A 26,329-nucleotide genomic window follows, 5' to 3' on the forward strand; every position below is an offset into this window, starting at 1 on the left:
ACGATAACGGGTATAGTCGCGCGGCCAAAAACCGAGCAGGTCAGACAGGCTTTGAGAGCCCGTCTGACCTGTTCGGAGGCGTATGTTCCAGAGGAGCCGCGAGGGCTAGTTCTTCTGGATCTGGTCGAAGCTGAGCTCGACCGGGGTCTCGCGGCCGAAGATCTCGACGAGACCCTTGACCTTCTTGGAGTCGGCGTTGATCTCGTTGATCGTCGCCTGCAGCGTCGCGAACGGGCCGTCGGTGACGGTGACCGAGTCGCCGACCTCGAAGTCGAGGACCTGGACCTCGACCTTGCGGGACGGAGCCGGCTTGCCCTCGGCCTCGGCGGCCTCACGGGCGGCCTTCTCCTCGGCCTCCGGAGCGAGCATCTTGACGATCTCGTCCAGGGTCAGGGGGTACGGGTCGTAGGCGTTGCCCACGAAGCCGGTGACACCGGGGGTGTTGCGGACGACGCCCCAGGACTCGTTCGTCAGGTCCATGCGCACCAGGACGTACCCGGGGAGCTTGTTCTGACGGATGGTCTTGCGCTCGCCGTTCTTGATCTGCGCGACCTCTTCCTGCGGCACCTCGGCCTGGAAGATGAAGTCCTCGACGTTCAGCGAGACGGCACGCTGCTCGAGGTTGGTCTTCACGCGGTTCTCGTAACCGGCGTAGGTGTGGATGACGTACCACTCGCCGGGAAGGGTGCGGAGCTCATCGCGCAGGGCCACGATCGGGTCGACCGGCTCGGCCTCTTCCTCGGCCTCCGCGTCATCCGCGGACTCAGCCTCGTCCTCGGCGCCCTCGACGTCCTCGTCGGACTCGGCGGCGGCTTCCTCGCCGGCCTCGGCCTCGGCGTCGTCGGCGGACTCGGTGTCGGTCTCGACGTGCAGCGCCGACTCTTCGGCGGGTGCGCCCGCGGCGGCGTCAGCAGCCTCGGCCTGGTCCGGGTCCTCGGAGTCCGCCGCCTCGACGATGTCGAGCTGGTCCTCCACGGACTCCGCCGACTCGATGGCGTCGTTCAGGTTCGGGTCAGACACGGTGGCTGCTTCTTCCTGGATACAGAGGGGTGGAACGCGCGAAACGGGCGCCGGGTACGGCGCCCTTCGCTCTCGGCTCAGCCATCGGCTCAGCCGAAGACGTACTTGACGGCCTGGTTGAACCCATAGTCAATCACGGTCACAAGGCCGATCATGATGACGACGAAGACAATCACCACGGTGGTGTACGTCGTGAGCTGACTGCGAGTCGGCCAGACGACCTTGCGGAGTTCCGCGACGATCTGGCGGTAGAAGAGCGCGAGACGGCCGAAGGGGCCCTTCTTGCCGCGCTTGCCGCCCTTACGGGCCTTCTTCTTGGACTCCGGCGCCTCGTCCTGGGCATCAGGCATGTCGATGGAGCCCACGGCGTCCGTCACTCGTCCTCACCTGATTCCGGGTCGTGGCCGTGCCGCGCCCGGTATGAGCCGCACGGCGGTGCAATGCAGTACGTACATGTGCGCACACATCCTGGCGAGAGGAGTGTGTAGCAGGGCCGGAGGGACTTGAACCCCCAACCGCTGGTTTTGGAGACCAGTGCTCTACCAATTGAGCTACGACCCTTTGATTTCCCCCAACCTACCGCATCCGCCCGGGTGCACAGAGTGCGAGGAGAAGGTGCGGCCGGTGAGGGCCAACGAGCAGTGAGTGTACGTGCTCCGCGGCGCCCCGTCGAACAGAAACGGATCCAGTGGTCTCGCAAAGCCGCGTGCCCAGGGTCTTTCCGGTCTGGAACGATGGGGCGATGAGCGCTTCCACTTCTCCCACCGAGCGCCGGGTCTCCGCCCGCGTCGGCGCGATCTCCGAGTCCGCGACCCTCGCCGTCGACGCCAAGGCGAAGGCCCTCAAGGCCGCCGGACGGCCGGTGATCGGTTTCGGCGCGGGTGAGCCCGACTTCCCGACGCCCGACTACATCGTCGAAGCCGCCATCGAGGCCTGCAAGAACCCGAAGTACCACCGCTACACCCCGGCCGGCGGGCTCCCCGAGCTCAAGGCCGCGATCGCCGCGAAGACGCTGCGCGACTCCGGGTACGAGGTCGACGCCTCGCAGGTACTGGTGACGAACGGCGGCAAGCAGGCCATCTACCAGGCGTTCGCCGCGATCCTCGACCCGGGCGACGAGGTCATCGTCCCGGCGCCCTACTGGACGACGTACCCGGAGTCGATCCGTCTCGCGGGCGGCGTACCCGTCGATGTCGTCGCCGACGAGACCACGGGCTACCGCGTCTCGGTGGAGCAGCTGGAGGCCGCGCGCACGGAGCGCACGAAGGTCGTCCTCTTCGTGTCGCCGTCCAACCCGACGGGCGCCGTCTACAGCGAGGCCGACGCCGAGGCGATCGGCCGCTGGGCCGTGGAGCACGGCCTGTGGGTCATGACCGACGAGATCTACGAACACCTCGTCTACGGAGACGCCCGGTTCACCTCGCTCCCGGCGATCCTGCCCGAGCTGCGCGACAAGTGCATCGTGGTCAACGGCGTCGCCAAGACGTACGCGATGACCGGCTGGCGCGTGGGGTGGATCGTCGGCCCGAAGGACGTCGTGAAGGCCGCGACGAACCTGCAGTCGCACGCCACGTCGAACGTGTCCAACGTCGCGCAGGTGGCCGCCATCGCCGCCGTCTCCGGCGAGCTGACCGCCGTCGAGAAGATGCGCGAGGCCTTCGACCGGCGCCGCAAGACGGTGGTGCGGATGCTCAACGACATCGAGGGCGTGTTCTGCCCCGAGCCGGAGGGCGCCTTCTACGCCTACCCCTCGGTGAAGGGCCTCATCGGCAAGCAGATCCGCGGCAAGCGCCCGCAGGACTCCGTGGAGCTGGCCGCGCTGATCCTGGAGGAGGCCGAGGTCGCGGTCGTCCCGGGCGAGGCCTTCGGGACGCCGGGCTACCTGCGCCTTTCGTACGCCCTGGGTGACGAGGACCTCGTCGAGGGCGTCTCGCGGATCCAGAAGCTGCTCGCCGAGGCCCGCGACTAGGGGCCTTCCGGATGTGGCACGTGGGCCGTCTCCCCTCCGGGAGGCGGCCCGTTTCTTCGTTCGGTGGAGACCACGAAGGGGAAAGTGGCTTCCGGGACGCCACGTGCGTACGGCAAGATCCTGGAATGGAGCGTGTACGTGACGTAAGAGAGCTGCCCAAGGCCCATCTGCATCTGCACTTCACCGGGTCGATGCGGCCCACGACCCTGCTGGAGCTCGCCGACAAGTACGGCGTGCGGCTGCCCCCGGCGCTGACCGGCGGCGAGCCTCCGCAGCTGCGGGCGACCGACGAACGCGGATGGTTCCGCTTCCAGCGGCTCTACGACATGGCGCGGTCCTGCCTGCGGGAGCCCGAGGACATCCGGCGCCTGGTGCGGGAGGCCGCCGAGGAGGACATCCGGGACGGGTCGGGGTGGCTGGAGATCCAGGTCGACCCGACGTCGTACGCGCCGCGGCTCGGTGGGCTCATCCCAGCCCTGGAAATCATCCTGGACGCCGTCGAGAGCGCCTCGCGGGACACCGGCCTCGGTATGCGCGTCCTGGTCGCCGCGAACCGCATGAAGCACCCTCTGGACGCCCGCACGCTGGCCCGCCTGGCGGTGCGGTACGCCGACCGCGGCATCGTCGGCTTCGGGCTCTCCAACGACGAACGCCGGGGCTTCGCGCGGGACTTCGACCGGGCCTTCGCCATCGCACGGGAGGGCGGCCTGCTCGCGGCGCCGCACGGGGGCGAGCTCAGCGGGCCCGCGTCCGTGCGGGACTGCCTGGACGACCTGCACGCGGGGCGGATCGGGCACGGGGTGCGGGCGGCGGAGGACCCGCGGCTCCTGAGGCGTCTCGCGGAGCGGGGGGTGACCTGCGAGGTGTGCCCGGCGTCGAACGTGGCCCTGGGCGTCTACGAGAAGCCCGAGGACGTACCGCTGCGCACCTTGTACGACGCCGGGGTGCCGATGGCGCTGGGGGCCGACGACCCGCTGCTCTTCGGGTCACGGCTGGCCGCGCAGTACGAGATCGCGCGCAAGCACCACGCCTTCGACGACAGCGAGCTCGCCGAGCTCGCCCGGCAGTCGGTGCGCGGCTCGGCGGCCCCCGTCGACGTACGGGAGAAGCTGCTCTCGGGCATCGAGGAGTGGCTCAGCGGCTGATGCCCGCGAGGAGCGTGCGGGCGAGGGCGGCGGCGAAGTCCTCGACGGGCTGCGGGGGTTGCTTGCCGATCGTGGAGTCGTAGGCGAAGGCGCGCTGGGCGCAGGCTCCCAGGAGGAGCGAGGCGGCCGCGAACGTGTCGGCGTCGGGGGCGATCCGGCCTGCGTCGCGTTCGGTGCGGAGGTAGGCGTCGAGGGCCTCGATGGGGACGTGCGGGCCCATGCCCAGCTCCTGCATGGAGTCGTCGTGGCGGCGCTTGAGCCGGGTCTCGGCGTAGAGGGACGCGGCGATCGGGAAGCTCTGGGCGTAGAAGTGGCTGGCCAGGCGGGCGATCTCGGCGAGGTTCTCCTCCACGGGGCGCTCCCCCGGGTCCTCGGCGAGGCGGCGCAGGAGGGGACCGAGCCGGGGCAGCCTCTCCTGGAGGACGCCCACGAACAGCTCCTCCTTGCTCGCGAAGTGCTTGTAGAGGGCGGCTTCGGAGCAGCCCGCCGCCTTGGCGATCTCCTTGGTGGTGGCACGGGCGAGGCCGATGGTGAGCATGAGGTCGTGCGCCGCGTCGAGGATGCGGGCCCGGGTGGGCTTCTGCTGCATGTGCCTTCCAACGAACCTTGACGAAGAGGTGAGCGGATACTCACCCTAGGGGTGAGTGAATACTTACCCACCTGGGGAGGGTGTGCGATGAGGCTCACGGTGTTCGGTGCGACCGGAGGGGTCGGCGGGGAGATCGTCAGGCAGGCGCTCGCGGCGGGCCACGAGGTCACGGCAGTCGTGCGTGATCCCGCGCGGCTGAAGGCGACGGGCGAGGGCCTTGAGGTGTTCCGGGCCGACCTGACCGATCCGGAGGCCCTGCGGGCGGCGGTGGCCGGACGGGACGCGGTCCTCTCGGGGCTCGGGCCGCACAAGAGGGCGGACGCGGGGATCGCGGCGCCGCTCACGCGTTCGGTGCTGCACGCGATGGAGGCCGAGGGGGTGCGCAGGCTGGTGGTGGTGAGCGCCTCGCCGGTGGGCCCTCCTCCCGAGCGCCAGACGGTGGTCGACCGGATCGCGGGCGCCCTGGTCAGCAAGATCCTGAAGCCGGTCTACGACGACCTGCGGGCCATGGAGGCGGAGCTGGCGACCAGCGCGACGGACTGGACGTCCGTGCGTCCGCCGAGGCTGCAGGACAAGCCGGCCACGGGCGTCTACCGCCAGGTCGTCGGGGGCACGCCGACCAGCGGGCGGTTCATCGGCAGGGCCGACGTGGCGCACGCGATGCTGGCGGCGGTCGACGACCTGAGGACGGTGAAGCAGGGCGTGGGCGTGGCCTACTAGGGGCCGCGCCGGGGGCTCAGAGGCTGACGCCCACCGTCACCGGCTCGTTGACCAGCGTGACCCCGAAGGCGTCCCGTACGCCGGCGACGACCTCACGGGCGAGGGCCAGCAGGTCCTCGGTGGTCGCGCCGCCGCGGTTGGTCAGGGCGAGGGTGTGCTTGGTGGAGATGCGCGCCGGGCCCTCTCCGTAGCCCTTGGTGAAGCCCGCCTTGTCGATGAGCCAGGCGGCGGAGGTCTTCACGCGGCCGTCCTCCGTCGGGAAGGCGGGCGGCGCCACGTCCGGGCCGAGACGGTCCACCACGCGCGCGTGGAACGCGGTGAACTCCTCCTCGGTGAGGATCGGGTTGGTGAAGAAGGACCCGGCCGACCAGCTGTCGTGGTCCTCGGGGTCCAGCACCATGCCCTTGCCCGCGCGCAGCTTCAGGACGGTCTCACGGGCGACGGCCGCGGGCACCCGGTCTCCGGCCTGGACGCCGAGCGTGCGGGCCGTCTCCGGGTACTTCAGGGGGGCGCTCATCCCCTGGGCGTCCTCAAGGTCGAAGCGGACACGCAGCACCACGAAGCGGTCGGGCTCGGCCTTGAAACGGCTGTGGCGGTACGAGAAGTCGCACTCGGCGTTCGCGACGGTGACCGTCTCGTGGGTCTTCCTGTCGTACGCGACCACTTCGGTGATGGTCGCCGAGACCTCCTGGCCGTACGCCCCCACGTTCTGGATCGGCGTCGCGCCCGCGGAGCCCGGGATGCCAGCGAGGCACTCGATGCCCGCGAGGCCGGCCTCCACGACGCGGGCCACCGCGTCGGTCCACACCTCGCCGGCCGCAAGCTCCAGCTTCGTGCCGTCGAGCGCGAAGCCCTTCGTGGCGATGCGCAGAGCGGTGCCGTCGAAGCCCTTGTCTCCGATGACCAGGTTCGAGCCGCCGCCGATGAGCAGCAGCGGGGTCCCGGAGTCGTCGGCTTCGCGGACGGCGGCGATCACCTCGGCGTCGGTCGTCGCGGTGATCAGACGGGCCGCGGGACCGCCGAGCCGGAAGGTGGTCAGCGGGGCGAGGGGGGCATCGTGGAGTTCCTGCACGTGCTCAAGAGTACGGTCCGTGGCCCCGCCGCTCGGGCGGGGCCACGGACCGTGGTGGCGGCAGGGGGTGAGGCCGGTTCAGACACCTGCCGTGGTGCGCTCCTCGGTCACCGCGTTAGCGGGGTCGGCCTGCTTCTCGGCTGCGGTCCGCCCCGGCAGCAGCGCCGCCGCCACCGCGCCCACCGCGACCAGGGCGGCGCCTATCCAGAGCGCGGGGACGAGGCCGTCCACGAAGTACTGGGCGGGCCCGTAGCCGCCCTGGGCGGAGAAGACCGCGGCGAGGATCGCGATGCCGAGGGCGCCGCCGACCTCGCGCAGGGCGTTGTTGGCGCCGGACGCGATGCCCTGCTCGGACGGGCGGACGCTGGACATCACCAGGCTCGCGGCGGGAGCGAAGTACATCGCCATGCCGACCCCGCTGATGATCAGGGCGGGAAGCTGGGCGGCGTACGATACGTCGGGCTCCAGGACGGCCGCGAACCAGGCGAGGCCGACGGCCTGGAGCACGAGGCCCGCCGTCACGACGACCCGGCCGCCGATCCGGTCCGAGAGGTAGCCCGCGATGGGCGCGACGATCATCGGCATGCCCGTCCAGGGCAGCATGCGCAGGCCGGCCTCGGTGGGCGAGTAGCCGACGACGATCTGCAGGAACTGGCTGAGCAGGAAGATCGAGCCGAACATCCCCACGAACATGAGGAGGCTCGCCGCGTTGATCGCGGAGAAGGCCCGGCTTCGGAAGAGCCGCATCGGCAGCATCGGGTTCTCGGCGCGGATGCCGTGCCGCACGAAGAGGGCCAGGAGCACGCCGCCGCCGATCAGGCCGCCGAGGACGGTCGCGCTCGTCCAGCCGTCGAGGTTGCCGCGGATCAGCGCGTACACGATGCCGAAGAGGCCGCCGCTGGCCAGCAGCGTTCCGGTGATGTCGAGCGGTGCTCCGGTGCCGTGCGACTCGGAGAGCCGCAGGCGGGCCAGCGGCAGCAGCGCGACGCCGAGCGGGACGTTCAGCCAGAAGATCCACTGCCAGGAGGCGTGTTCGGTGAGGCTGCCGCCGACGAGCGGACCGCTGGCGACCGCGAGGCCGTTGACCGCGCCCCAGATCCCGTAGACCATGCCGCGCTTCGCCGCCGGTACCGCCGCCGTCAGCAGGGTCAGCGTCAGCGGCATCATGATCGCGGCGCCGACGCCCTGGACCGCACGGGCGGCGATGAGCGCCTCGATGCCGGGTGCGAGGGCCGCGGCGCCGGAGGCTCCGGTGAAGACCGCTAGGCCCACGATGAAGAGCTTGCGGCGCCCGAAGCGGTCGCCCAGTGCCGCACCGAACATCAGCAGCACGGCGAAGGTGAGGGTGTAGGCGCTCACCGTCCATTCGAGGTCGTGCAACGCTCCCCCGAAGTCCTCGCGGATGGCGGGCAGGGCGGTGGTGACGACGAGGTTGTCGAGGGCCGCCATGAATCCGGCGACGCTGGTGATGGCGAGGGCCCAGGCCGCTTCCCCGCGCCGTGCCGGCTTCCTCTTCTGCTGTTGCTCCTGCTGCTGTGACATTGCTTTCCCCTGTGGTTAGTTATTGATGACTAACTTTCGTGGGCGCAAAAGTACGCACCCCCCTAACGCGCGCCGGAGCGCGCGACTCACTGCTTGGGCTGCGCCGACTCGTAGAAGCCGGCCCACACCCGGTGATCGGGACCGAACCCCATCGACACCAGAACGTTGATCAGCATCCCGTACGCCAGGAACTGCGTCGCCTCACCCACGTCCGCCCCCAGCGCGAGGCGGACCGTGTCGTACATCTCCATCCAGGAGGCCCGCAGCGCCTCGCCGAACTCCCGGTCGCCGGACGCCTCCGCGGAGGCCACGGCGACGTACATCTGCATCTGCATGAGGAGTTTGTCCGGGTCATCGGCGATGAGCGCCTGATAGGCCACACCCATGGCGTGGAGGGCCTCCTCCGCCTCGAGCCCCTCGGCCGCCTTCCTGAAGACCTCGGTGACCTCCTGGCAGCAACGCCCGGACGCGGCGAGGAAGATGGCCTGCTTCCCCGGGAAGAGACGGAACAGATACGGCTGCGAGACGCCCACCCGCTTGGCGATCACCTCGGTGGACGTGCCGTTGTACCCACCGCGGGCGAACTCGGTCATCGCCGCCCGGATGACGCTCTCGCGCCGCTCCTCCGCACTCATCCTGACCATGGGACTAAGTTAGTGGCCAATCACTACCTGAGTCAAGGGCGGCGTACGCGGATCTCTGAAAGCCCCGGCGCATCAGTAAGGGGCACCCGCCCACGGCGAATGCCCCTTACTCACCTACTCCTGGCCGCGCGTGAACGTCAGGCGAGCTGGACCACGGCGCGGGACATGCCGAGCACCTTCTGGTCCGCGCTCATCGCCGTCAGGTCCACCCGGACCCGGTTGTCGTCGAGCTTCACGGCGACCTTGGCGCTGACCTCGATCAGCGCGCCCTTGTCGTCGTTCGGGACCACGACGGGCTTGGTGAAGCGCACGCCGTACTCGACGACGGCGGCCGGGTCACCCACCCAGTCGGTCACGACGCGGATCGCCTCGGCCATGGTGAACATGCCGTGCGCGATGACGTCCGGAAGGCCGACCTCGACCGCGAACTTCTCGTTCCAGTGGATCGGGTTGAAGTCACCGGAAGCGCCCGCGTAACGGACGAGCGTGGCACGCGTCACAGGGAAGCTCTGGGGCGGCAGCTCGGTGCCGACCTCGACGCTGTCGTACGAAATCTTGGCGGTCATCGCGTCACGCTCCCTCTGCCGCGGGCTCCGCCGCACGCGCGACGAGCTTGGTCCAGGCGGTCACGACGTGCTCGCCGGCCTCGTCGTGGACCTCGCCGCGGATGTCCAGGATGTCGTTGCCCGCCAGCGACTTGATGGCCTCGATGGTCGAGGTGACCGTCAGCCGGTCCCCCGCGCGCACCGGGCGGGTGTACGTGAACTTCTGGTCCCCGTGCACGACACGGCTGTAGTCGAGCCCCAGCTGAGGGTCCTCGATGACCTTCCCCGCGGCCTTGAACGAGATGGCGAACACGAAGGTCGGGGGTGCGATCACATCAGGGTGTCCGAGCGCCTTGGCGGCCTCCGCGTCGGTGTACGCGGGGTTGGCGTCGCCCACCGCCTCGGCGAACTCACGGATCTTCTCCCGGCCGACCTCATAGGGATCGGTGGGCGGGTAGGACCGCCCCACGAAGGACTGGTCGAGCGCCATGGACTCGGTACCTCCTGCAGGTATGGGTAACAGGTGTGGGTAAACGACGCGAGGCCGCCCCCAGAAATCGGGGACGGCCTCGTGTACGAGCCTGTGTCTAGCGCGTTTCGCGGTGCGCAGTGTGCGCGTTGCAGCGCGGGCAGTGCTTCTTCATCTCAAGACGGTCCGGGTCGTTACGCCGGTTCTTCTTGGTGATGTAGTTCCGCTCCTTGCACTCCACGCAGGCCAGCGTGATCTTCGGGCGGACGTCTGTGGCAGCCACGTGAGTGCTCCTTGACGGACGGATGGACGGATGAACGCAAAAAAATAGTAGCCGATCGAAGGTCCGACCCCACAATCGGCTACCAAATCAGTAGCGGTGACCGGACTTGAACCGGTGACACAGCGATTATGAGCCGCTTGCTCTACCGACTGAGCTACACCGCTGCAGATGCCGGATCCCCCCGCCCGAGGGCGAGGATCACTCGACATCAGAGCCCCAATGCGGAATCGAACCGCAGACCTTCTCCTTACCATGGAGACGCTCTACCGACTGAGCTATTGGGGCGAGCGATGAAGACATTACACGGTCGGTCGCCGATCGCCCAAATCCGTTTCGCCGGGGCTGTCCGGGGGCATCTCGGCAGGCGTCCCGGGCGCCTCACCACGTCACTTCGGCGCCTCGCGCCACACCGGTTCGGCCCCTCCCGTGGCGCCGGTTCGGCCCCTCCCGTGGCGCCGGTTCGGCCCCTCCCGTGACACCGGATCGGCATCCACCACCACACCGGTTCGGCATCCCCCACCGGGCCTCTTCGGAGGCCCGCACCACGCCGGTACGACTATTTGGCTCCTCCTCGAAGAGGGCCGGTCGTCGCCCTAGGCTCGACCCACTCTGCGTGATCTTGGACGTTTTCGTCCCGGACGCCTCCGTCCCGGATGACGCCAGGCCCCGCAGCCGCCCCCGAGCCTCAGGAGCGCGATGCCCGACAGCCAGCCGCAGCCCCCCTCCTCCGGGCCCTCCGGCTCTTCCGGCTCTTCCGGCTCCTCAGGTGACGACGGCGACGCCTCCGCGCTGCTCCTGTGCGGCGCCCGGCTGACCGACGGCAGGACCGTGGACGTGCGGCTCGGCTCCGGGCGCATCGAGGCGGTCGGCACGGCGGGCAGCCTGACCGCGCACGGCACGCGCGTGGACCTCGGCGGCTACCTCCTGCTGCCGGCCGCGGCCGAACCGCACGCACACAGCGACACGGCCCTGTCCGCGGACGCCGAGGGCCCCGTCGCGTACGAGGTCGCCGACGTCCAGCGCCGGACCACCGAGGCCGCCCTCCTGCAGCTCGGGCACGGCGCGACGGCGCTGCGCTCGCACGTGCGGATCGGCGACGTCCCCGGTCTCACGTCGATGGAAGCGGTGCTCCAGGCCCGGCGTTCGCTGCGCGGTCTGGTCGACCTGGCGGCCGTGGCCGTGCCGCGCCTGCTGACCGGGGTGGCCGGCGCCGACGGGCTCGCGATGCTGCGGGACGCGGTGAAGATGGGCGCCTCCGTAGTGGGCGGTTGCCCCGACCTGGACCCCGATCCGACCGGCTATGTGGAGGCGGTCCTCGAGGTCGCCGCCGAGCACGGCTGCCCCGTCGACCTGCACACGGACGGCAGCGATCCGGCGCGGCTCGGGCGGCTCGCCGCGATGGCGGGCGGGCTGCGCCCCGGGGTGACGATCGGGCCGTGCGGCGGGCTCGGGCGGCTGCCGTCGGACGTGGCCGGGCGGACCGCGGAGCAGCTGGCGGCGGCCGGCGTGACGGTGGTGTGCCTGCCGCAGGGCGGGTGCGGGAGCGTGGAGCGGCGGGGAGCGGTGGCACCGGTGCGGCTGCTCCGGGCGGCCGGGGTGCGGGTCGCGGCGGGCAGCGGGGCCATGCGGGACGTGTCGAACCCCGTGGGGCGCGGGGACCCGCTGGAGGCCGCCTATCTGCTGGCCTCGCGGTGCGGACTGCGCCCCGAGGAGGCGTACGGCGCGGTCAGCTCCGCGGCACGAGCCGCGATGGGGCTCGCCCAAGTCCGGGTGGAGGCGGGGTTCCCCGCGGAGCTGCTCGCGGTGCGGGGCGACCATCTCGCGGGGGCGCTCTCGCTCGCGTACAGCCGCATCGTGGTGCACCGGGGGCGCGTGGTGGCACGGACGAGCGCGGTGCGGGAGTACTGCGACTCGGCGGCCGCCGTGGCGCTCGACCTGCCCCGGCAGGGCCGCGCGAACGGGAGCGGTCCTGGCCGGGCGAAGGGCGCGGAACCCTCCTGAGCGCGGGCGACGCGTCCTGCCGTGCTCCCGCGTGCGCGGGGCGATCACGCGGGAGCTGTCGTACGGTCGGAGACATGCGCATTGTCATCGCTGGAGGTCATGGTCAGATCGCGCTGCGGCTCGAGCGGTTGCTCGCCGGGCGGGGTGACGAGGTCGTCGGGATCATCCGCAGAAGCGGGCAGGAGGCCGATCTGCGGGACGCGGGTGCCGAAGCGGCGCTGTGCGACCTGGAATCGGCGTCCGTCGACGAGGTGGCCGGGCTTTTGGAAGGCGCCGACGCGGCCGTCTTCGCCGCGGGCGCGGGGCCGGGCAGCGGCGCCGACCGCAAGAACACCGTGGACCGCGACGCCGCCGTGCTCTTCGCCGACGCCGCCGAGCGCGCGGGCGTACGGCGCTATGTCGTCGTGTCGTCGATGGGCGCGGACCCCGCGCACCAGGGCGACGAGATCTTCGACGCCTATCTGCGCGCCAAGGGCGAGGCCGACGCTTCCGTACGCGGCCGCAAGGCCCTGGACTGGACGATCCTGCGCCCCGGCATGCTGACGGACGACGCGGGCACCGGTCTCGTGCGCCTGGAGGCGTCGACCGGGCGCGGGCCGATCCCGCGTGACGACGTGGCCGCGGTCCTCGCCGAACTGGTCGACTCGTCGGCGACGGCGGGCCTGACGCTGGAGCTGGTGAGCGGTTCCACTCCCGTGTCCGTGGCGGTCAAGTCCGTAGCGGGCAACTGACGTCCGTACGGCGGTGCTTGTCCTCTGACGGCGAGATGTCGGCCCTCTGAGGGATGTCCCGCGGCCGGGGCGGTGCTTGGCTGGAGGCACTGCCTACGTGAGGAACGCCATGCCTGCTTCCGATGTGCCCGCCGCGCAGGAAGCCCTCTTGCGGCAGATGTACGCCGTCTTCAGTACCGAAGAGCGCGATGCGTTCATACCGCGCTCGCTGGCCCCCGACGTGGACTGGCCCAACCTCCTGGACAACACCCGCGCCCGGGGCATCGCTGCGGTCCGCGCCTACTGGGCACGGCAGTTCGCGGTGATGCACCCCCTGGTGCACCTGGAGCGGCTGCGGCTCGACGACGACGGGCGGCGAGTCGTGGCGACCGTGCGGCCGGGGCTGCGGGACGAGACAGGCGACCACTGGGCGCCGACGACGGTCGAGCACGTCTACACGTTCCGGGACGACGGCCTGGTGAGCCGGATGGACGTACGCCAGCGGTGACCGCCCTGACCGCGCGCCCTGGAGGCCCGTGGGAGCGCCTCAGAACAGCGGGAGCTGCCCGGGGAAGTCCGGGACCGCGTAACCGTCCAGAGCGGGCTGTGCGGCGCCCAGCACGGCCTGCCTGCGCGAACCGGGGCACGAGACGAGGTCACCGCTGCCGCGCGGGCCCGAGCCCGGCGGATCGTGCCGGGCGAACCGCCCTGCGACGACCGCGATGTCACGGCGGCACTCGGGGCAGTTCCTGCGGCGCGCTGAGGACGGCATGGCTGGCATCGACGACATGCCCTCAGCGTACGAAAAGACCCCCTCCGACTTGCGTTTCCGCAAGACCGGAGAGGGTCTCCTTCGTGTGGCGGCGCCAGGATTCGAACCTGGGAAGGCTGAGCCGGCAGATTTACAGTCTGCTCCCTTTGGCCGCTCGGGCACACCGCCTGGGTCGCTGCCTGAAGACGTCCGCTTTGGGGCGGCGCTCCGTGGCAACGACGTAAACGATACCTGATGGACAGGGGTGCTTCGCCACCCGATTGATCGGCCCCCGGCATGGGGGCGGTGGCTAGGCTTTGCGGATGCGGCCAGGGACCGAAGGCCGTGCACCAGCCGAGTACGCAGACCCCGATACAAGGAGCCACAGGACATGGCCGACTCCAGTTTCGACATCGTCTCGAAGGTCGAGCGGCAGGAGGTCGACAACGCCCTCAACCAGGCCGCCAAGGAGATCTCGCAGCGCTACGACTTCAAGGGCACGGGCGCCTCCATCGCCTGGTCCGGCGAGAAGATCCTGATGGAGGCGAACGGCGAGGAGCGGGTCAAGGCGATCCTCGACATCTTCCAGTCCAAGCTGATCAAGCGCGGCATCTCGCTGAAGTCGCTGGACGCGGGCGAGCCGCAGCTGTCGGGCAAGGAATACAAGATCTTCGCCTCGATCGAAGAGGGCATCTCCCAGGAGAACGCGAAGAAGGTCGCCAAGATCATCCGCGATGAGGGCCCCAAGGGCGTCAAGGCGCAGGTCCAGGGCGACGAGCTGCGGGTCAGCTCGAAGAGCCGTGACGACCTGCAGGCCGTACAGGCGCTGCTCAAGGGGCAGGACTTCGACTTCGCGGTGCAGTTCGTCAACTACCGCTGATTGCCGGTGAGTGCGCCAGTAAGTACTGCTGGCCGCTCCACCCGGCCGCTCGTCGTACGACGCCGAAGGGCGGGCACCCTCTTGGGGTGCCCGCCCTTGCTGCTGGCCGCAGATCGGGGGACCGACGCCTCGGGGGCGCGGATGGCTCAGCGACGCGAGTGGCCGAAGAGGATGCGGTAGGCGACGAGCAGGACCAGCGAGCCGCCGATCGCCGCCGCCCAGGTGGCGCCGTCGTAGACGTCGGTGGCTATCGGGCGGTCGAGATAGCGGGCGGAGATCCAGCCGCCTATGAAGGCGCCCGCGATGCCGATGACGGTCGTGCCGATGAAGCCACCCGGGTCCCGGCCGGGCAGCAGGATTTTGGCGACGACACCCGCGATCAGCCCCAGAACGATCCAGCTGATGATGCCCATGCGGTGTACCTGCCCCTCGTCGTGCTGTTGTCCGGAAGGACGTCACGGGAGCGGGGCGCGGTTGCGGTGGTCAGCTTGATGCGGCGTATGACACACGGGCCGCGCCGCGGTGCGGCACGGCCCGGAGGGTGCGTCAGCGTGCGGCGAACGGCTGGTCCGTACGCACGATTTCGCGGCCGAGGGGCATCAACGACACCGGAATCAGCTTGAAGTTGGCGACGCCCAGCGGGATGCCGATGATCGTGACGCACAGGAGAAAGCCGGTCACGATGTGGCCGAGCGCGAGCCACCAGCCCGCGAGGATCAGCCACAGGACGTTCACGATGCAGGAGGGCGCGCCGGCGTCGCGGCGCTCAACTGTCGTGTATCCGAAGGGCCACAGGGCATAGCGCCCGATGCGGAAGCTGGCGACTCCAAAGGGGATCCCGATGATCGTGATGCACAGGAGCACCCCGGCCAGGAGATAGCCGAGGAACATCCAGAAGCCGCACAGGACGAGCCAAATGACGTTCAGGATTGTCTTCACTGTTGGCGACCTGCCATCTGCTCGAGCCGGGCAATGCGCTCCGCCATCGGCGGATGCGTGGAGAACATCTTGGACATGCCCTGCCCCGGACGGAAAGGGTTCGCAATCATCATGTGACTTGCCGTCTCAAGGCGTGGCTCGGGCGGCAGCGGAAGCTGCTTCGTCCCCGCGTCGAGCTTGCGCAGGGCGCTCGCCAGGGCCAGGGGGTCCCCGGTGAGCTGTGCGCCGGACGCGTCGGCCTCGTACTCCCTGGAGCGGCTGATCGCGAGCTGGATGATGGAAGCCGCGAGCGGGCCGAGGAGCATGATCAGGAGCATGCCGAAGATGCCGGGGCCCTCGTTGTCGTTCGACCTGCCGATCGGGATCAGCCAGGCGAAGTTGACGAGGAACATGATCACCGAGGCGAGCGCGCCGGCGACCGACGAGATCAGGATGTCGCGGTTGTAGACGTGGCTGAGCTCGTGGCCGATGACGCCCCGCAGCTCGCGCTCGTCCAGGAGGCGCAGGATGCCGTCGGTGCAGCACACCGCGGCGTTGCGCGGATTGCGGCCCGTCGCGAACGCGTTGGGCGCCTCGGTGGGCGAGATGTAGAGGCGGGGCATGGGCTGGCGGGCCTGTGTCGAGAGCTCGCGGACCATGCGGTAGAGCTGGGGTGCCTCGAATTCGCTCACCGGGCGCGCGCGCATGGCGCGCAGGGCGAGCTTGTCGCTGTTCCAGTACGCGTACGCGTTGGTGCCGAGCGCCACGAAGAGCGCGACGATCAAGCCCGTACGTCCGAAGAAACTGCCGATGACGAGGATGAGAGCGGACAGTCCCCCGAGGAGTACGGCGGTCTTCAGCCCGTTGTGCCGGCGGTGCACGGTACGCCCTCCTGTGGTGCGTGGGGGAACCCTCTGTCTGCTGGTGCTTCCACTCTTCAGTGGACCCTCCCGTACTGGTCAACGCCAGGCGGGGAGCACTAGTTCCCTTGTGCGCGCAGGAGCGGCGCCGGAGCGGTGTGGGCCGCTCGGGTGACACCCGAGCGGCCTTCTGGAGAAGGGGGCCCGTCAGAAGAGGCCGGTGTCGGAGAACCTCAGGACGAGTTGCGGCGCGCCGGAGAGCGCGATGCCGAGGACCGCGGTGAGGGCGATGGCCGCCGTCAGGGGGGCCGGGACGCGGTGCTTGGCCGGCTCGCCCTCGGGGGCGCGGAAGAGCAGCGCGGTCCACTGGAGGTAGTAGAAGAGGGCGATCACTACGTTCACGGCCATCACCACGGCGAGCCAGCCGAGGCCCGCGTCGACGGCCGCCGAGAAGACGGTGACCTTCGCGAAGAGGCCGATGATGCCCGGCGGCAGGCCCGCCAGGCAGAGCAGGAAGAAGCCGAGCACCAGGGCCGCGAGGGGGCTTCTCGCGTACAGGCCGCGGTAGTCGCTGACGCGGTTCAGGCGCTGCGTGCGGCCGACGAGCGCGGCTACGGCGAACGCCCCGAGGTTCACGGCCGCGTACATCAGGGCGTACGCGACGGTGGAGCCTACGGCCTTCTCGGCCTCGGCGGGGTTGTCGGCGTATCCGGCGGCGGCGATCGGCACCAGGAGGTATCCCGCCTGGCCGACCGAGGACCAGGCGAGCAGACGTACCGCGCTGTACGCGCGCGTGGACTGCTGGCGCAGCGCCGCCACGTTGCCCGCGGTCATGGTGAGGGCGGCCAGCACGGCCAGTGCCGGCCCCCATACGTCGGCGTACGAGGGGAAGGCGACGACGGTGACGAGGATCAGGCCGGTGAAGCCGACCGCCTTGCCGACCACGGAGAGATACGCGGCGACGGGCAAGGGCGCGCCTACGTAGGTGTCGGGCACCCAGAAGTGGAAGGGCACGGCGGCGACCTTGAAGGCGAAGCCGACGAGGGTGAGGGCGACGCCGGTCTGGGCGAGCGTGTCCAGCTGTCCGTCGACGTGCTGGAGCTCCTCGGCGATCTCCGTGAGGTGCAGGGTGCCGGTCGCGGCGTACACGAAGCTGACGCCCATCAGCGTCACGGCGGTCGCGGTGACGGAGGAGAGGAAGAACTTAAGGGCCGCTTCGGAGGACCGCTTGTCGCCGTGCCTGAGGCCGACGAGCGCGAAGGCGGGCAGGGAGGCCACTTCCAGGGCGACGACGAGCGTGGCGAGGTCGCGCGAGGCGGGCAGCAGTGCGGCGCCCGCGGCGGAGGAGAGCAGCAGGAACCAGAACTCCCCTTCGGGGAGCTCCTTGCCGGTGCCGTTCGCGTCCTTGAGGGTGCTGATCGAGAGCAGCGCCGCCAGCAGGGCGCCGCCGATGACGAGCAGTTGGATGACGAGCGTGAAGCGGTCGGCGGTGTAGCTGCAGGCCTCCGCGCCACCGGTCAGGCAGAAGGTCGACCGGTCGTCGTTCAGGATCGGCAGCAGGGAGAGCGCGGCCACGGCGAGACCCGCCACGGAGACCCAGCCGAGCAGCGCCTTCTTCTTGTCGCCCACGAAGAGGTCGGCGACGAGCACCAGAAGACCGACCACCGCCGCGATGGTGGGCGGAGCGATCGCGAGCCAGTCGACGGACTGGACGACGTCGGCGGCGCTTTCGGCGGCCACGGTCACGACTTGCCTCCTGAGAGGAGCTGCTGCACGGCCGGGTCGGTGAGGCCGAGCAGAGCGGCGGGCCAGAGTCCGGCGAGGACGGTGAGGGCGACGAGCGGGGTCCAGGCGGCGAACTCATAGCCCTGGACGTCGGCGAGCGCCGGGGTTTCGGACTTGGCGGCGCCCTGGGACCCCTGCGGCTCTTGAGACTCCTGAGACTTCTTAGGCATCGGGCCCATGCAGACGCGGCGTACGACGATGAGCATGTACGCGGCGGTGAGCAGGGTGCCGACGGCGGCGATCGCCATGAAGGTGAGGAAGGCCGGGCGGCTGAGTCCTTCGGCGGGCTTGAACGCGCCGAACAGGGCGAGCATCTCGCCCCAGAACCCGGCGAGGCCCGGCAGGCCCAGCGAGGCGACGGCGCCGAAGGCGAGGAGGCCGCCGAGGCGGGGCGCCTTGCCGTAGAGCGCGGCGCCCGATTCCTGCGCGAGGGTGTCGAGGTCGCTGGTGCCGGTGCGGTCCTTCAGCGCGCCGACGAGGAAGAACAGCAGGCCGGTGATGAGGCCGTGCGCGATGTTGGCGAACAGCGCGCCGTTCACTCCGGTCGGGCTCATCGTCGAGATGCCGAGGAGCACGAAGCCCATGTGGCCCACGGACGAGTACGCGATGAGGCGCTTGAGGTCGCCCTTCGCGCCCTGCTTGGCGAGGGCGAGGCAGGCCAGCGAACCGTAGATGATCCCGACGACCGCGAAGGCCGCGAGGTACGGCGCGAAGGTGTGCATTCCGTCGGGCGTGATCGGCAGCAGGATCCGGACGAAGCCGTACGTGCCCATCTTCAGCAGCACGCCGGCCAGCAGGACCGAGCCGACGGTGGGCGCGGCGGTGTGCGCGTCCGGCAGCCAGCTGTGCAGCGGCCACATCGGCGTCTTGACCGCGAGCCCGATCCCGATCGCCAGAACGGCGATGACCTGCACGGATGTGGTCAGGCCCCGGCCGTTGTCAGTGGCGAGTGCCACCATGTCAAAGGTGCCGGACTTGAGGCCGATGAGGAGGAGACCGAGCAGCATCACGACGGAGCCGAGAAGCGTGTAGAGGATGAACTTCCAGGCGGCTTGCGTGCGTTGGGCGCCGCCCCAGCGTGCGATGAGGAAGTACATCGGGATGAGGACCATCTCGAACGCCAGGAAGAACAGCAGCAGATCGAGGACGGCGAAGGTCGCGAGGGTGCCGGACTCGAGCACGAGGATCAGCGCGACGAATGCCTTGGGAGACGGGCCCGGAGGCAGCTTGAAGTAGGAGTACAGCGCGCAGAGGAAGGTCAGGAGCGCGGTCAGGACCAGGAGGGGGAGCGAGATGCCGTCGATGCCGAGGTGGATGCGCACGTCGAGTGCGGGGATCCAGCTGATGTCGGTCGTGGCCTGCATCTTTGACGGGTGGTCATGGTCGAAGCCGAGCGCGAGGACGATCGCTGCGATGAGGATGGCGCCGGTGACGAACACGCCGTGGCGCAGCACGGCCTGGTCGGGCGACTTTCCCTTCAGTCCGGGCGGGGCGGGCAGGAGAGCCGCCACGGCACCGATGAGCGGGCCGACCACGATCAACGCGAGAAGAAGCTGCATCACGGATTCACTGATATCGATCACGGCTGCTCACGCTCCGGCGGTGGCGACGAGGACGGCGGCTACAGCCAGGACGACGGTGCCTGCGAGCAGCGCGCTCAGGTAGGTCTGCACGTTGCCGGTCTGCGCGCGGCGGACGGCCGCGCCGAGCCAGCGGGGTGCGGTGCCCGCGCCGCGTACGTACGTGTCGACGACCTCGCGGTCGAGGAACCGGACGAGGCGCGCGGCGGCCTGGACGGGGCGCACGAACAGCGCGGCGTAGACGGCGTCGAGATGGAAGCCGACGGCGGCGTGCCGGTGCAGCGGGCCGAGCAGGAGGCGGCCGGGGTCGGCCGGGTCGTGAGCGGCGGCCACGTCTCCGTAGACGGGGGCGTGCGAGGCGATGGCCTCGGCTTCGACCAGGCCTCCGTCGGCTCCCGCGTCGGCGGCGACCGCGCCCATCGGGTGGCGGGCGGCGAGCGCCGTGGTGTGACGCCACGCCCCGTACGTGACGAGCCCGCCGACCAGGGCGAGTCCCGTGCCGAGGACGGAGGTGGTGAGAGTCGGGGCGAGCGAGTGCCCGTCGAACCAGTCCGGCAGGACGCCGACGGTCAGGCCGAAGGCCAGTGAGGGGACGGCGAGCACCCAGAGCACGGCGGTCATGGTGAGGGGCTGGGGGCCGTGGTGCGGGGCTTCGGGGCCCTTGCCGTTGAAGGCGAGCAGCCAAAGTCGCGTCGCGTAGGCGGCGGTGAGGAGGGCGGTGAGGAGGCCGGCGATCAGGACGATCCAGCCCGCCGCGGTCGGCGCGGTCTCGGAGTGGCCGGTGGCCGCGTGCTCGGCGGCGCCCAGGACGGCTTCCTTGGAGAAGAAGCCACTGAACGGCGGGATCGCGGCGAGCGCGAGGAGCGCCACGGTCATCGTCCAGAAGGCGTCGGGGACCCGGTCGCGCAGGCCCTTCATGCGGGACATGGCGGCGAGGGAGTTGGTGCCGGCGGCGTGGATGATCACGCCGGCGCCGAGGAAGAGGAGCGCCTTGAAGGCGCCGTGCGAGAGGAGATGGAAGACGGCGGCACCGCGGTCGCCGACGGCGAGAGCGCCGGTCAGATAGCCGAGCTGGCCGATCGTCGAGTACGCGAGGACGCGCTTGATGTCGTCCTGGGCGAGCGCGGCGAGAGCCGAACCCGCCATCGTGACGGCGGCCATGACGGCGAGGACGACCAGCGCCGCCGACGAGGCGGCGAAGACCGGGAGGAGCCTGGCGACGAAGTAGACACCGGCGGCGACCATCGTCGCGGCGTGGATGAGCGCGGAGACGGGGGTGGGGCCGGCCATCGCGTCGGGCAGCCAGGTGTGCAGCGGGAACTGCGCGGACTTGCCCGCCACACCGGCGAGGAGCAGCAGGGCGATCAGCGTCGGGTGGTCGAGTCCGCCGCCCGCGACCGTCGCGAGGACGGTCGTGATGCGGAACGAACCGGCGTCGACGGCGAGCGCGAACAGGCCGATCAGGAAGGGGACGTCGCCGAGCTTGGTGACCAGGAAGGCCTTGAGGGAGGCCGCGCGGGCTTCGGGCGTCTCCCAGTAGTGGCCGACGAGGAAGTACGAGCAGATGCCCATGATCTCCCAGCCGACCAGGAGCACCATCAGGTCGCCGGAGTAGACGACGAGCAGCATCGCGGAGGTGAAGAGGGAGACGAGAGCGGCGTACGAGGGGTAGCGCGGGTCGTCGCGCAGGTAGCCCGTCGAGTAGATCTGCACGCAGGAGGCGACGACGCCGACGAGGACGGCGACGAGGGCGGCGAAGCCGTCGATGTGCAGGGCGAGTTCGATGGGGACCGAGCCGGTCGGGGTGAGCTCGGTGGCGGAGTCGATGTCGGCGCCGCCGCCGTGGCGGGCGGCGACCATGACGGCGATGACCAGCGCCGCCAGGGTGGGCAGCACCGCGAGGGGACGTACGAGGCCCGGGACGGTGCGGCCGAGCAGCAGGCCGGCGACGGCGCCGAGGAACGGCAGGAGGGGGACGAGTACGGCGAGGGTGGTCGTGGTCACGCGGTGGCCTCAGCCTTCTGCGACTTCTGCGAGGACTTGGCCGGGGCGGGCTCTTCTCCGGCGGCGCCCTCGGAGTCCCCGGCGTTCCCGGGATCGTCGTCGGGGTCGTCGTCGGGGCCCTCGGCGGTGTCGCGGAGGTCGTCGACGGCGGAGGAGCCGCGGTTGCGGTAGACGGCCAGGACGATCGCGAGGCCGATGCCGATCTCCGCGGCGGCGATGGCGATGGTGAAGAGGGTCAGGGCCTGGCCGGAGTGGAGGGCGTCGCGGAGCCAGACGTCGAAGGCGACCAGGTTGAGGTTGACGGCGTTGAGCATGAGCTCGACGGACATCAGGACCAAAATCGCGTTGCGGCGGGCGAGCACTCCGTACAGGCCCACGCAGAAGAGGAGGGCGGCCAGGACCGCGGGATAGGCGAGGTGCATCAGCGCTGCTCCTTGTCGCTGGGGGCGCTGGGGGCGTCGCTGGAGGCACCGTTCGTGCGGGTGTCGCCGGGGGTGTCGTTCAGGCGGGTCATGCGGGCGTTCCTGCGGGAGAGGACGATCGCGCCGACCAGGGCGGCCAGGAGCAGGACCGAGAGCGCCTCGAAGGGCAGCACCCAGTGCTGGAAGAGGAACTCTCCGGTCACCGCGGTGGAGCCCTGGGCCTCGTCGGCGGCGCGGTCGAGGTCGATCCAGGTCGTCCGGAAGGCGTCGACGACGACCCAGACCAGGGCGGCCGCCGCGAGGACGGCCACCGCGAGCGCGACCGGGCGGTTGCCCGAATCGGCGTCCGGGGAGCGGCCGATGGGGGCCCGCGTGAGCATCAGACCGAACAGGAGGAGGACGACGACGGAGCCGACATAGATCAGGACCTGTACCCAGGCGATGAACTCGGCGGTGAGCAGGAGGTACTCGACGGCCAGGCCGCCCAGCGTCGCCACGAGCCACAGGGCGGCGTGCACCAGCTGCTTCGTGGTGACGGTGACGATCGCCGAGCCGAGGGTGACGAGGCCGACGAGGAGGAAGGCGATCTCCACGCCCGTCGGGGAGAGGAAGCCTTGGGGGGCGTTGGCTGCGAGGTTCACAGGGACCCCTCCTGGCCGGCGGCTTCGGCTTCCTGCGCCGCGGCGAGCTTCTCCGCCGCCTTGCGGGCGGTGGCGATCTCCTTGGGTTCCTCGGCCGCGGGGTCCAGGGCCGGCGGGGCTGGGACCGTCCACATCCAGTCGCGGAGCTTGTCGCGCTCGTGGGTGAGTTCGTGGATGTCGGTCTCGGCGTACTCGAACTCCGGGGACCAGAACAGTGCGTCGAAGGGGCAGACCTCGATGCAGATGCCGCAGTACATGCAGAGGGAGAAGTCGATGGCGAAACGGTCGAGGACGTTGCGGCTGCGCTCGCGGCCGCCCTCGACGGCCGGCGGGACCGTCTCCTTGTGGGAGTCGATGTAGATGCACCAGTCCGGGCACTCGCGGGCGCAGAGCATGCAGACCGTGCAGTTCTCCTCGAAGAGCCCGATGACGCCCCGGGTGCGGGGCGGGAGTTCGGGCTGGTGCTCCGGGTACTGCTCGGTGACGGTCTTCTTCGTCATCGTGCGGAGGGTGACGGCAAGGCCCTTGGCGAGGCCGCTGCCAGGGATCGGAGCCATTTAGTTGATCGCCACCTTCACGATTCCGGTGAGCGCGATCTGCGCGAGGGCGAGCGGGACGAGGAGGGTCCAGGAGAGCTCCTGGAGCTGGTCCTCGCGGAGACGGGGGTAACTGACGCGCAGCCAGATCACGACGAAGGCGAGCAGTCCCGTCTTCAGGAGGGTCCAGACCCAGCCGAGGCCGTCGGCACCCCAGGGGCCGTGCCAGCCGCCGAGGAAGAGGACGGTGGTGAGGCCGCAGAGGACGACGATTCCGGCGTACTCGGCGAGGAGGAAGAGGGCGAAGCGCAGGCCGGTGTACTCGGTGTACGCACCGAAGATGATCTCCGAGTCGGCGACCGGCATGTCGAAGGGCGGGCGCTGCAGTTCGGCGAGGCCCGCGACGAAGAAGACGAGGGCGCCGACGATCTGCCACGGCAGCCACCACCACTCGAAGGCGTTCAGGATGCCGGGCAGTGACACCGTCCCGGCGGCCATCGCGACCGAGGCCGCGGCGAGCAGCATCGGGAGTTCGTACGCCAGGAGCTGGGCGGCGGTGCGCAGGCCGCCGAGGAGGGAGAACTTGTTGGCGCTGGCCCAGCCCGCCATGAGCGAGCCGAGTACGCCGACGCCCATGACCGCGAGCACGAAGAAGATGCCCGCGTCGACGAGTTGACCGACGGCGCCTTCGCTCGGGCCGATGGGGATGGCGACCAGGACGAGGAGGTACGGCAGCAGGGCGATGGCGGGGGCGAGCTGGAAGATGCGGCGGTCGGCCTCGGCCGGTACGACGTCTTCCTTCTGCGCGAACTTGACGCCGTCGGCGACGAGCTGGGCCCAGCCGTGGAAGCCGCCCGCGTACATGGGGCCGAGACGGCCCTGCATGTGGGCCATCACCTTGTGCTCGGTCTGGCCGATGACCAGGGGCAGGACGAGGAACACGGCGAAGACGATGAGGAGACGCAGGGCGACGTCGAGCGCGTCGGTCACTCCGAGCCTCCTGGGCGGTCGGCTTCATCGTCGGGCTTGGCGGGGGCGGGCTTGGCAGGGTCTGGCTTGGCGGGGGCGGGCTTGGCCGGGTCTGGCTTGGCAGGGTCTGGCTTGGCAGGGTCTGGCTTGGCAGGGTCAGTACTGGTACCAGTGCCGGTCTCGGCTTCCGTGGGCGGTGCCGGCTTCTCGCTCGTCTCCTCGCTCGCCTCGAACGCCGGGCGGGCTTGGTGCCACGGGGCGTCGGAAGCCGCCTCGGGCTTCGGCTCGGGGGCCGGAGCAGCCCCAGCGGGCCCCTCCCCCTCCGGTCGCTGCGAAGCCGACCCCTGGCTCACGCTCCTCGAACGGCGCGGTGCCGGTGCCGGTGCCGGTGCCTCCGGCTGTGCGCCCGTTGCCTGCGTGGCCTGCGTTGCCTGGCTGGCCTGGCTCGCCGAGCCCTCCCCCGCCGTGCGCGCACGGCGTACGGGGCGGTCGCCCGCCGCGCGGGCGGTGCCGCGGGCCGGGCGGGCGGGAGCTGCGGGGAGTTGGCCCTTGAGGGGGCCCCATTCGTTCGGGTCGGGTACGCCGGGAGGCAGCATCTGGCGGCGCTTGGGCCCGCCGTGCTCCGACTCCCCCGGCTCCTTCGCGCCGGGCCACGCCTTCGCGACCCGGGCCGCCAGGACGAAGTCCTTGCGCAGGGGGTGGCCTTCGAAGGTGTCCGGCAGCAGCAGCGGGACGAGGTGCGGGTGGCCCTCGAAAGCGACGCCGAACATCTCGTGCGTCTCGCGCTCGTGCCAGGCCGCGCCCGCGTAGACGTCGACCGCGGTCGGCAGGACAGGGGCCTCGTGCGGGACGGTCGTACGGACGAGGAGGCGACGTACGGGAGAGAGGGCGACGACGTGGGCCGAGACGTGGAAGCCCGTGCCGGGTTCGTCGACGGCGCTCAGCCAGTCGAAGTAGGTGCAGGTCAGCGTCGTGCGCGCGGTTTCGAGCGCCGCGATCCAGGAGCTCGGCGGGACGTCGACCGTCAGGAGGTCGTACGACTCCTCCGCCGTGGCCTCGGCGCCGAAGAGCTCCTCGACGGGGCTCGGCAGCCAGCCGGTCATGCCCGCTCCTCCTTCGTCGCGGCCTCTCCCGGCACCGGAGCCTTCACGAGCCCGCTCTGCAAAGCGGCCGCCGAAGGCCGGTTGGCCTTGCCGTCCTTGCCGCCATTGCCGTACCGCTCCCCCAGCGATTCCGCCGCGATCTTCTCCTGGAGCTTGAGGATGCCCTGGAGCAGCGCCTCGGGCCGGGGCGGGCAGCCGGGTACGTAGACGTCGACCGGAATGATCTGGTCGACGCCCTTGGTCACCGCGTACGAATCCCAGTACGGGCCGCCGCAGTTGGAGCAGGCGCCGAAGGAGATGACGTACTTCGGCTCGGGCATCTGCTCGTACAGGCGCTTCACGGCCGGGGCCATCTTGTCCGTGACCGTGCCGGAGACGACCATCAGGTCCGCCTGGCGCGGGCCGGGCGCGAACGGGATCACGCCGAGCCGGATGAAGTCGTGCCGGGCCATGGAGGCGGCGATGAACTCGATGGCGCAACAGGCGAGGCCGAAGTTGAAGACCCACAACGAATACCGGCGGCCCCAGTTGAGGACCACCTTCATCGGCTCGGGGGCCAGCCGCGAGAGCACGCCGAGCTTCTGTGGCTCGGGCGTGGACAGCACGGTCGGCTCGGGCAGGAGCACGGGCTCCGGGGTCACGTCCGCGCGAGGACGCTCCGGGGTCACGTCCATGTGAGGACGCCCTTCTTGTATGCGTACAGCAGGCCCACGGTCAGGAAGCCGAGGAAGACGAACATCTCCACCAGCGTCGTCGCACCGTAGCCGGGCGCGGCGAAGACCGTCGCCCATGGAAAGAGGAAGATCGAGTCGACGGCGAAGATGACGTAGAGGAACGCGTAGACGTAGTAGCGGACCTGGGTGTGGGCCCAGCCCTCGCCGACCGGGTCGACGCCGCACTCGTACGTCAGGAGCTTCTCGGGTGTCGGCACGACGGGCCTGAGCAGCCGCCCCGCGCCGAAGGCGACGGCGACGAAGAGCACGCCGACGACGGCGAGCAGTCCGACGACGGAGTACGACTGGTAGTAGCTCGCCGCGACGTTCGTCACGTGCACGTCAGCCCCTCACTCCCTGACCGCCTCTGACACTCAGCACTGTTCGACGATCTGTACGCACGGGAGTCTAGGGCCTGCTAAAGGTGAGGTAAGCAGAGCGTCACGCATCGGGTGGGG

29 protein-coding genes, 4 tRNA genes and 1 pseudogene are annotated in these 26,329 nt (G+C 70.4%); 7 read left to right on the top strand and 27 right to left on the bottom strand.

The window, feature by feature from the left end; all coding sequences use genetic code 11:
* Positions 1-105: 105 nt before the first annotated feature.
* From nusG to AB0M70_RS26970, 3 genes are all read right to left on the bottom strand, one after another.
* A complete protein-coding gene (nusG, locus tag AB0M70_RS26960; RefSeq protein ID WP_365823565.1) occupies positions 106-1,020 on the bottom strand; it encodes a transcription termination/antitermination protein NusG in 915 nt (304 codons plus the stop codon).
* Positions 1,021-1,109: 89 nt separating this feature from the next.
* Positions 1,110-1,397, bottom strand: a complete 288-nt coding sequence (secE, locus tag AB0M70_RS26965) for a preprotein translocase subunit SecE (RefSeq protein WP_190084400.1) — start codon at positions 1,395-1,397, stop codon at positions 1,110-1,112.
* 111 nt (positions 1,398-1,508) lie between these two features.
* Positions 1,509-1,581: transfer RNA gene (locus AB0M70_RS26970), tRNA-Trp, on the bottom strand.
* 181 nt (positions 1,582-1,762) lie between these two features.
* Here AB0M70_RS26970 and AB0M70_RS26975 point away from each other — a divergent pair.
* Positions 1,763-2,989 (top strand): pyridoxal phosphate-dependent aminotransferase, encoded by a 1,227-nt coding sequence (locus AB0M70_RS26975; protein WP_365823567.1) that lies wholly within the window; start codon positions 1,763-1,765, stop codon positions 2,987-2,989.
* A 125-nt stretch (positions 2,990-3,114) separates the two neighbouring features.
* Positions 3,115-4,134: an adenosine deaminase gene (locus AB0M70_RS26980; protein WP_365823569.1), complete on the top strand. Its 1,020-nt coding sequence runs from the start codon at positions 3,115-3,117 to the stop codon at positions 4,132-4,134.
* On the opposite strand, the gene AB0M70_RS26985 is transcribed toward AB0M70_RS26980, so the two are convergent.
* Positions 4,124-4,723, bottom strand: coding sequence for a TetR/AcrR family transcriptional regulator (locus AB0M70_RS26985; protein ID WP_365823571.1), 600 nt, complete (start codon positions 4,721-4,723; stop codon positions 4,124-4,126). The genes AB0M70_RS26980 and AB0M70_RS26985 overlap by 11 nt on opposite strands.
* An 87-nt stretch (positions 4,724-4,810) precedes the next feature.
* On the opposite strand from AB0M70_RS26985, the gene AB0M70_RS26990 reads away from it, so the two are divergent.
* Positions 4,811-5,443 carry an NAD(P)H-binding protein gene (locus AB0M70_RS26990; protein ID WP_365823573.1) on the top strand — a complete coding sequence of 211 codons (633 nt, stop codon included), beginning with the start codon at positions 4,811-4,813 and terminating at the stop codon, positions 5,441-5,443.
* 16 nt (positions 5,444-5,459) lie between these two features.
* Here AB0M70_RS26990 and AB0M70_RS26995 read toward each other — a convergent pair.
* The 8 genes and pseudogenes from AB0M70_RS26995 to AB0M70_RS27030 form a co-directional block, all read right to left on the bottom strand.
* Positions 5,460-6,530 (bottom strand): annotated as a pseudogene (locus AB0M70_RS26995) (UDP-N-acetylmuramate dehydrogenase); the annotation flags it as partial.
* A gap of 63 nt (positions 6,531-6,593) precedes the next feature.
* Positions 6,594-8,057, bottom strand: coding sequence for an MFS transporter (locus tag AB0M70_RS27000; protein WP_365823575.1), 1,464 nt, complete (start codon positions 8,055-8,057; stop codon positions 6,594-6,596).
* A gap of 86 nt (positions 8,058-8,143) precedes the next feature.
* Positions 8,144-8,701, bottom strand: a complete 558-nt coding sequence (locus AB0M70_RS27005) for a TetR/AcrR family transcriptional regulator (protein WP_365823577.1) — start codon at positions 8,699-8,701, stop codon at positions 8,144-8,146.
* A gap of 137 nt (positions 8,702-8,838) precedes the next feature.
* Positions 8,839-9,267 (bottom strand): MaoC family dehydratase, encoded by a 429-nt coding sequence (locus AB0M70_RS27010; RefSeq protein ID WP_365823579.1) that lies wholly within the window; start codon positions 9,265-9,267, stop codon positions 8,839-8,841.
* Between the two features lie 4 nt (positions 9,268-9,271).
* Positions 9,272-9,736, bottom strand: a complete 465-nt coding sequence (locus tag AB0M70_RS27015; protein ID WP_365823581.1) for a MaoC family dehydratase N-terminal domain-containing protein — start codon at positions 9,734-9,736, stop codon at positions 9,272-9,274.
* Between the two features lie 97 nt (positions 9,737-9,833).
* Positions 9,834-9,998, bottom strand: a complete 165-nt coding sequence (gene rpmG, locus AB0M70_RS27020) for a 50S ribosomal protein L33 (RefSeq protein ID WP_004571794.1) — start codon at positions 9,996-9,998, stop codon at positions 9,834-9,836.
* A 91-nt stretch (positions 9,999-10,089) separates the two neighbouring features.
* Positions 10,090-10,162, bottom strand: a tRNA-Met gene (locus tag AB0M70_RS27025).
* A 48-nt stretch (positions 10,163-10,210) separates the two neighbouring features.
* A tRNA-Thr gene (locus tag AB0M70_RS27030) sits at positions 10,211-10,283 on the bottom strand.
* Positions 10,284-10,694: 411 nt separating this feature from the next.
* Here AB0M70_RS27030 and AB0M70_RS27035 point away from each other — a divergent pair.
* From AB0M70_RS27035 to AB0M70_RS27045, 3 genes are all read left to right on the top strand, one after another.
* Positions 10,695-11,999, top strand: a complete 1,305-nt coding sequence (locus AB0M70_RS27035; RefSeq protein ID WP_365823584.1) for an amidohydrolase family protein — start codon at positions 10,695-10,697, stop codon at positions 11,997-11,999.
* 74 nt (positions 12,000-12,073) lie between these two features.
* Positions 12,074-12,730: an NAD(P)H-binding protein gene (locus AB0M70_RS27040; protein ID WP_365823586.1), complete on the top strand. Its 657-nt coding sequence runs from the start codon at positions 12,074-12,076 to the stop codon at positions 12,728-12,730.
* Positions 12,731-12,839: 109 nt separating this feature from the next.
* Positions 12,840-13,217, top strand: coding sequence for a nuclear transport factor 2 family protein (locus tag AB0M70_RS27045; RefSeq protein WP_365823588.1), 378 nt, complete (start codon positions 12,840-12,842; stop codon positions 13,215-13,217).
* Positions 13,218-13,256: 39 nt separating this feature from the next.
* Here AB0M70_RS27045 and AB0M70_RS27050 read toward each other — a convergent pair whose 3' ends face one another.
* A complete protein-coding gene (locus AB0M70_RS27050; RefSeq protein WP_365823805.1) occupies positions 13,257-13,481 on the bottom strand; it encodes a hypothetical protein in 225 nt (74 codons plus the stop codon).
* An 86-nt stretch (positions 13,482-13,567) separates the two neighbouring features.
* Positions 13,568-13,649, bottom strand: a tRNA-Tyr gene (locus tag AB0M70_RS27055).
* A 202-nt stretch (positions 13,650-13,851) separates the two neighbouring features.
* On the opposite strand from AB0M70_RS27055, the gene AB0M70_RS27060 reads away from it, so the two are divergent.
* Positions 13,852-14,340 carry a YajQ family cyclic di-GMP-binding protein gene (locus AB0M70_RS27060; protein ID WP_055564526.1) on the top strand — a complete coding sequence of 163 codons (489 nt, stop codon included), beginning with the start codon at positions 13,852-13,854 and terminating at the stop codon, positions 14,338-14,340.
* 146 nt (positions 14,341-14,486) lie between these two features.
* Here AB0M70_RS27060 and AB0M70_RS27065 read toward each other — a convergent pair whose 3' ends face one another.
* The 13 genes from AB0M70_RS27065 to AB0M70_RS27125 form a co-directional block, all read right to left on the bottom strand.
* Complete coding sequence (locus tag AB0M70_RS27065; protein ID WP_363212714.1) at positions 14,487-14,753, bottom strand: GlsB/YeaQ/YmgE family stress response membrane protein; 267 nt, start codon at positions 14,751-14,753, stop codon at positions 14,487-14,489.
* 133 nt (positions 14,754-14,886) lie between these two features.
* Entirely contained in the window at positions 14,887-15,279 is a 393-nt protein-coding gene (locus AB0M70_RS27070; protein ID WP_365823591.1) for a YccF domain-containing protein, read from the bottom strand.
* Positions 15,276-16,139, bottom strand: a complete 864-nt coding sequence (gene htpX / locus AB0M70_RS27075) for a zinc metalloprotease HtpX (RefSeq protein ID WP_363212716.1) — start codon at positions 16,137-16,139, stop codon at positions 15,276-15,278. The genes AB0M70_RS27070 and htpX overlap by 4 nt, the downstream gene beginning before the upstream one ends.
* A 186-nt stretch (positions 16,140-16,325) precedes the next feature.
* Entirely contained in the window at positions 16,326-17,864 is a 1,539-nt protein-coding gene (locus AB0M70_RS27080) for an NADH-quinone oxidoreductase subunit N (protein WP_365823593.1), read from the bottom strand.
* On the bottom strand, positions 17,861-19,486 hold the full coding sequence (locus tag AB0M70_RS27085; protein WP_365823595.1) for an NADH-quinone oxidoreductase subunit M: 1,626 nt from the start codon (positions 19,484-19,486) through the stop codon (positions 17,861-17,863). Before AB0M70_RS27085 ends, AB0M70_RS27080 begins: the two co-directional genes overlap by 4 nt.
* Before the next feature lie 6 nt (positions 19,487-19,492).
* Positions 19,493-21,487, bottom strand: coding sequence for an NADH-quinone oxidoreductase subunit L (locus AB0M70_RS27090; RefSeq protein WP_365823597.1), 1,995 nt, complete (start codon positions 21,485-21,487; stop codon positions 19,493-19,495).
* On the bottom strand, positions 21,484-21,909 hold the full coding sequence (gene nuoK / locus AB0M70_RS27095) for an NADH-quinone oxidoreductase subunit NuoK (RefSeq protein WP_365823599.1): 426 nt from the start codon (positions 21,907-21,909) through the stop codon (positions 21,484-21,486). The genes AB0M70_RS27090 and nuoK overlap by 4 nt, the downstream gene beginning before the upstream one ends.
* A complete protein-coding gene (locus AB0M70_RS27100) occupies positions 21,909-22,550 on the bottom strand; it encodes an NADH-quinone oxidoreductase subunit J (protein ID WP_365823601.1) in 642 nt (213 codons plus the stop codon). The genes nuoK and AB0M70_RS27100 overlap by 1 nt, the downstream gene beginning before the upstream one ends.
* The gene (locus tag AB0M70_RS27105) at positions 22,547-23,107 is read right to left on the bottom strand and encodes an NADH-quinone oxidoreductase subunit I (RefSeq protein WP_365823603.1); all 561 of its coding nucleotides are present in this window, start codon (positions 23,105-23,107) and stop codon (positions 22,547-22,549) included. The genes AB0M70_RS27100 and AB0M70_RS27105 overlap by 4 nt, the downstream gene beginning before the upstream one ends.
* On the bottom strand, positions 23,108-24,076 hold the full coding sequence (locus AB0M70_RS27110) for a complex I subunit 1 family protein (RefSeq protein WP_365823605.1): 969 nt from the start codon (positions 24,074-24,076) through the stop codon (positions 23,108-23,110).
* Positions 24,073-25,158, bottom strand: a complete 1,086-nt coding sequence (locus tag AB0M70_RS27115; RefSeq protein WP_365823607.1) for an NADH-quinone oxidoreductase subunit C — start codon at positions 25,156-25,158, stop codon at positions 24,073-24,075. Before AB0M70_RS27115 ends, AB0M70_RS27110 begins: the two co-directional genes overlap by 4 nt.
* Entirely contained in the window at positions 25,155-25,832 is a 678-nt protein-coding gene (locus AB0M70_RS27120; protein WP_365823609.1) for an NADH-quinone oxidoreductase subunit B family protein, read from the bottom strand. The genes AB0M70_RS27115 and AB0M70_RS27120 overlap by 4 nt, the downstream gene beginning before the upstream one ends.
* Entirely contained in the window at positions 25,823-26,212 is a 390-nt protein-coding gene (locus AB0M70_RS27125; RefSeq protein ID WP_160506614.1) for an NADH-quinone oxidoreductase subunit A, read from the bottom strand. Before AB0M70_RS27125 ends, AB0M70_RS27120 begins: the two co-directional genes overlap by 10 nt.
* Positions 26,213-26,329 lie beyond the last annotated feature (117 nt).

The sequence above is a fragment of the Streptomyces sp. NPDC051214 genome, from assembly GCF_040682375.1.
Lineage (GTDB): Bacteria > Actinomycetota > Actinomycetes > Streptomycetales > Streptomycetaceae > Streptomyces.

Coding starts and splice junctions, on each gene's coding strand:
- AB0M70_RS26985 (WP_365823571.1), bottom strand. CDS start 4,723: ATGCAGCAGAAGCCCACCCGGGCCCGCATCCTCGACGCGGCGCACGAC.
- nuoK (WP_365823599.1), bottom strand. CDS start 21,909: ATGCACCTCGCCTATCCCGCGGTCCTGGCCGCCCTCCTCTTCTGCGTG.
- AB0M70_RS26975 (WP_365823567.1), top strand. CDS start 1,763: ATGAGCGCTTCCACTTCTCCCACCGAGCGCCGGGTCTCCGCCCGCGTC.
- AB0M70_RS27065 (WP_363212714.1), bottom strand. CDS start 14,753: ATGGGCATCATCAGCTGGATCGTTCTGGGGCTGATCGCGGGTGTCGTC.
- AB0M70_RS27000 (WP_365823575.1), bottom strand. CDS start 8,057: ATGTCACAGCAGCAGGAGCAACAGCAGAAGAGGAAGCCGGCACGGCGC.
- AB0M70_RS27015 (WP_365823581.1), bottom strand. CDS start 9,736: ATGGCGCTCGACCAGTCCTTCGTGGGGCGGTCCTACCCGCCCACCGAT.
- AB0M70_RS27115 (WP_365823607.1), bottom strand. CDS start 25,158: ATGACCGGCTGGCTGCCGAGCCCCGTCGAGGAGCTCTTCGGCGCCGAG.
- AB0M70_RS27010 (WP_365823579.1), bottom strand. CDS start 9,267: ATGACCGCCAAGATTTCGTACGACAGCGTCGAGGTCGGCACCGAGCTG.
- AB0M70_RS27005 (WP_365823577.1), bottom strand. CDS start 8,701: ATGGTCAGGATGAGTGCGGAGGAGCGGCGCGAGAGCGTCATCCGGGCG.
- AB0M70_RS27040 (WP_365823586.1), top strand. CDS start 12,074: ATGCGCATTGTCATCGCTGGAGGTCATGGTCAGATCGCGCTGCGGCTC.
- AB0M70_RS26990 (WP_365823573.1), top strand. CDS start 4,811: ATGAGGCTCACGGTGTTCGGTGCGACCGGAGGGGTCGGCGGGGAGATC.
- AB0M70_RS27050 (WP_365823805.1), bottom strand. CDS start 13,481: ATGCCGTCCTCAGCGCGCCGCAGGAACTGCCCCGAGTGCCGCCGTGAC.
- AB0M70_RS27060 (WP_055564526.1), top strand. CDS start 13,852: ATGGCCGACTCCAGTTTCGACATCGTCTCGAAGGTCGAGCGGCAGGAG.
- AB0M70_RS26980 (WP_365823569.1), top strand. CDS start 3,115: ATGGAGCGTGTACGTGACGTAAGAGAGCTGCCCAAGGCCCATCTGCAT.
- AB0M70_RS27120 (WP_365823609.1), bottom strand. CDS start 25,832: ATGGACGTGACCCCGGAGCGTCCTCGCGCGGACGTGACCCCGGAGCCC.
- AB0M70_RS27105 (WP_365823603.1), bottom strand. CDS start 23,107: ATGGCTCCGATCCCTGGCAGCGGCCTCGCCAAGGGCCTTGCCGTCACC.
- AB0M70_RS27045 (WP_365823588.1), top strand. CDS start 12,840: ATGCCTGCTTCCGATGTGCCCGCCGCGCAGGAAGCCCTCTTGCGGCAG.
- AB0M70_RS27035 (WP_365823584.1), top strand. CDS start 10,695: ATGCCCGACAGCCAGCCGCAGCCCCCCTCCTCCGGGCCCTCCGGCTCT.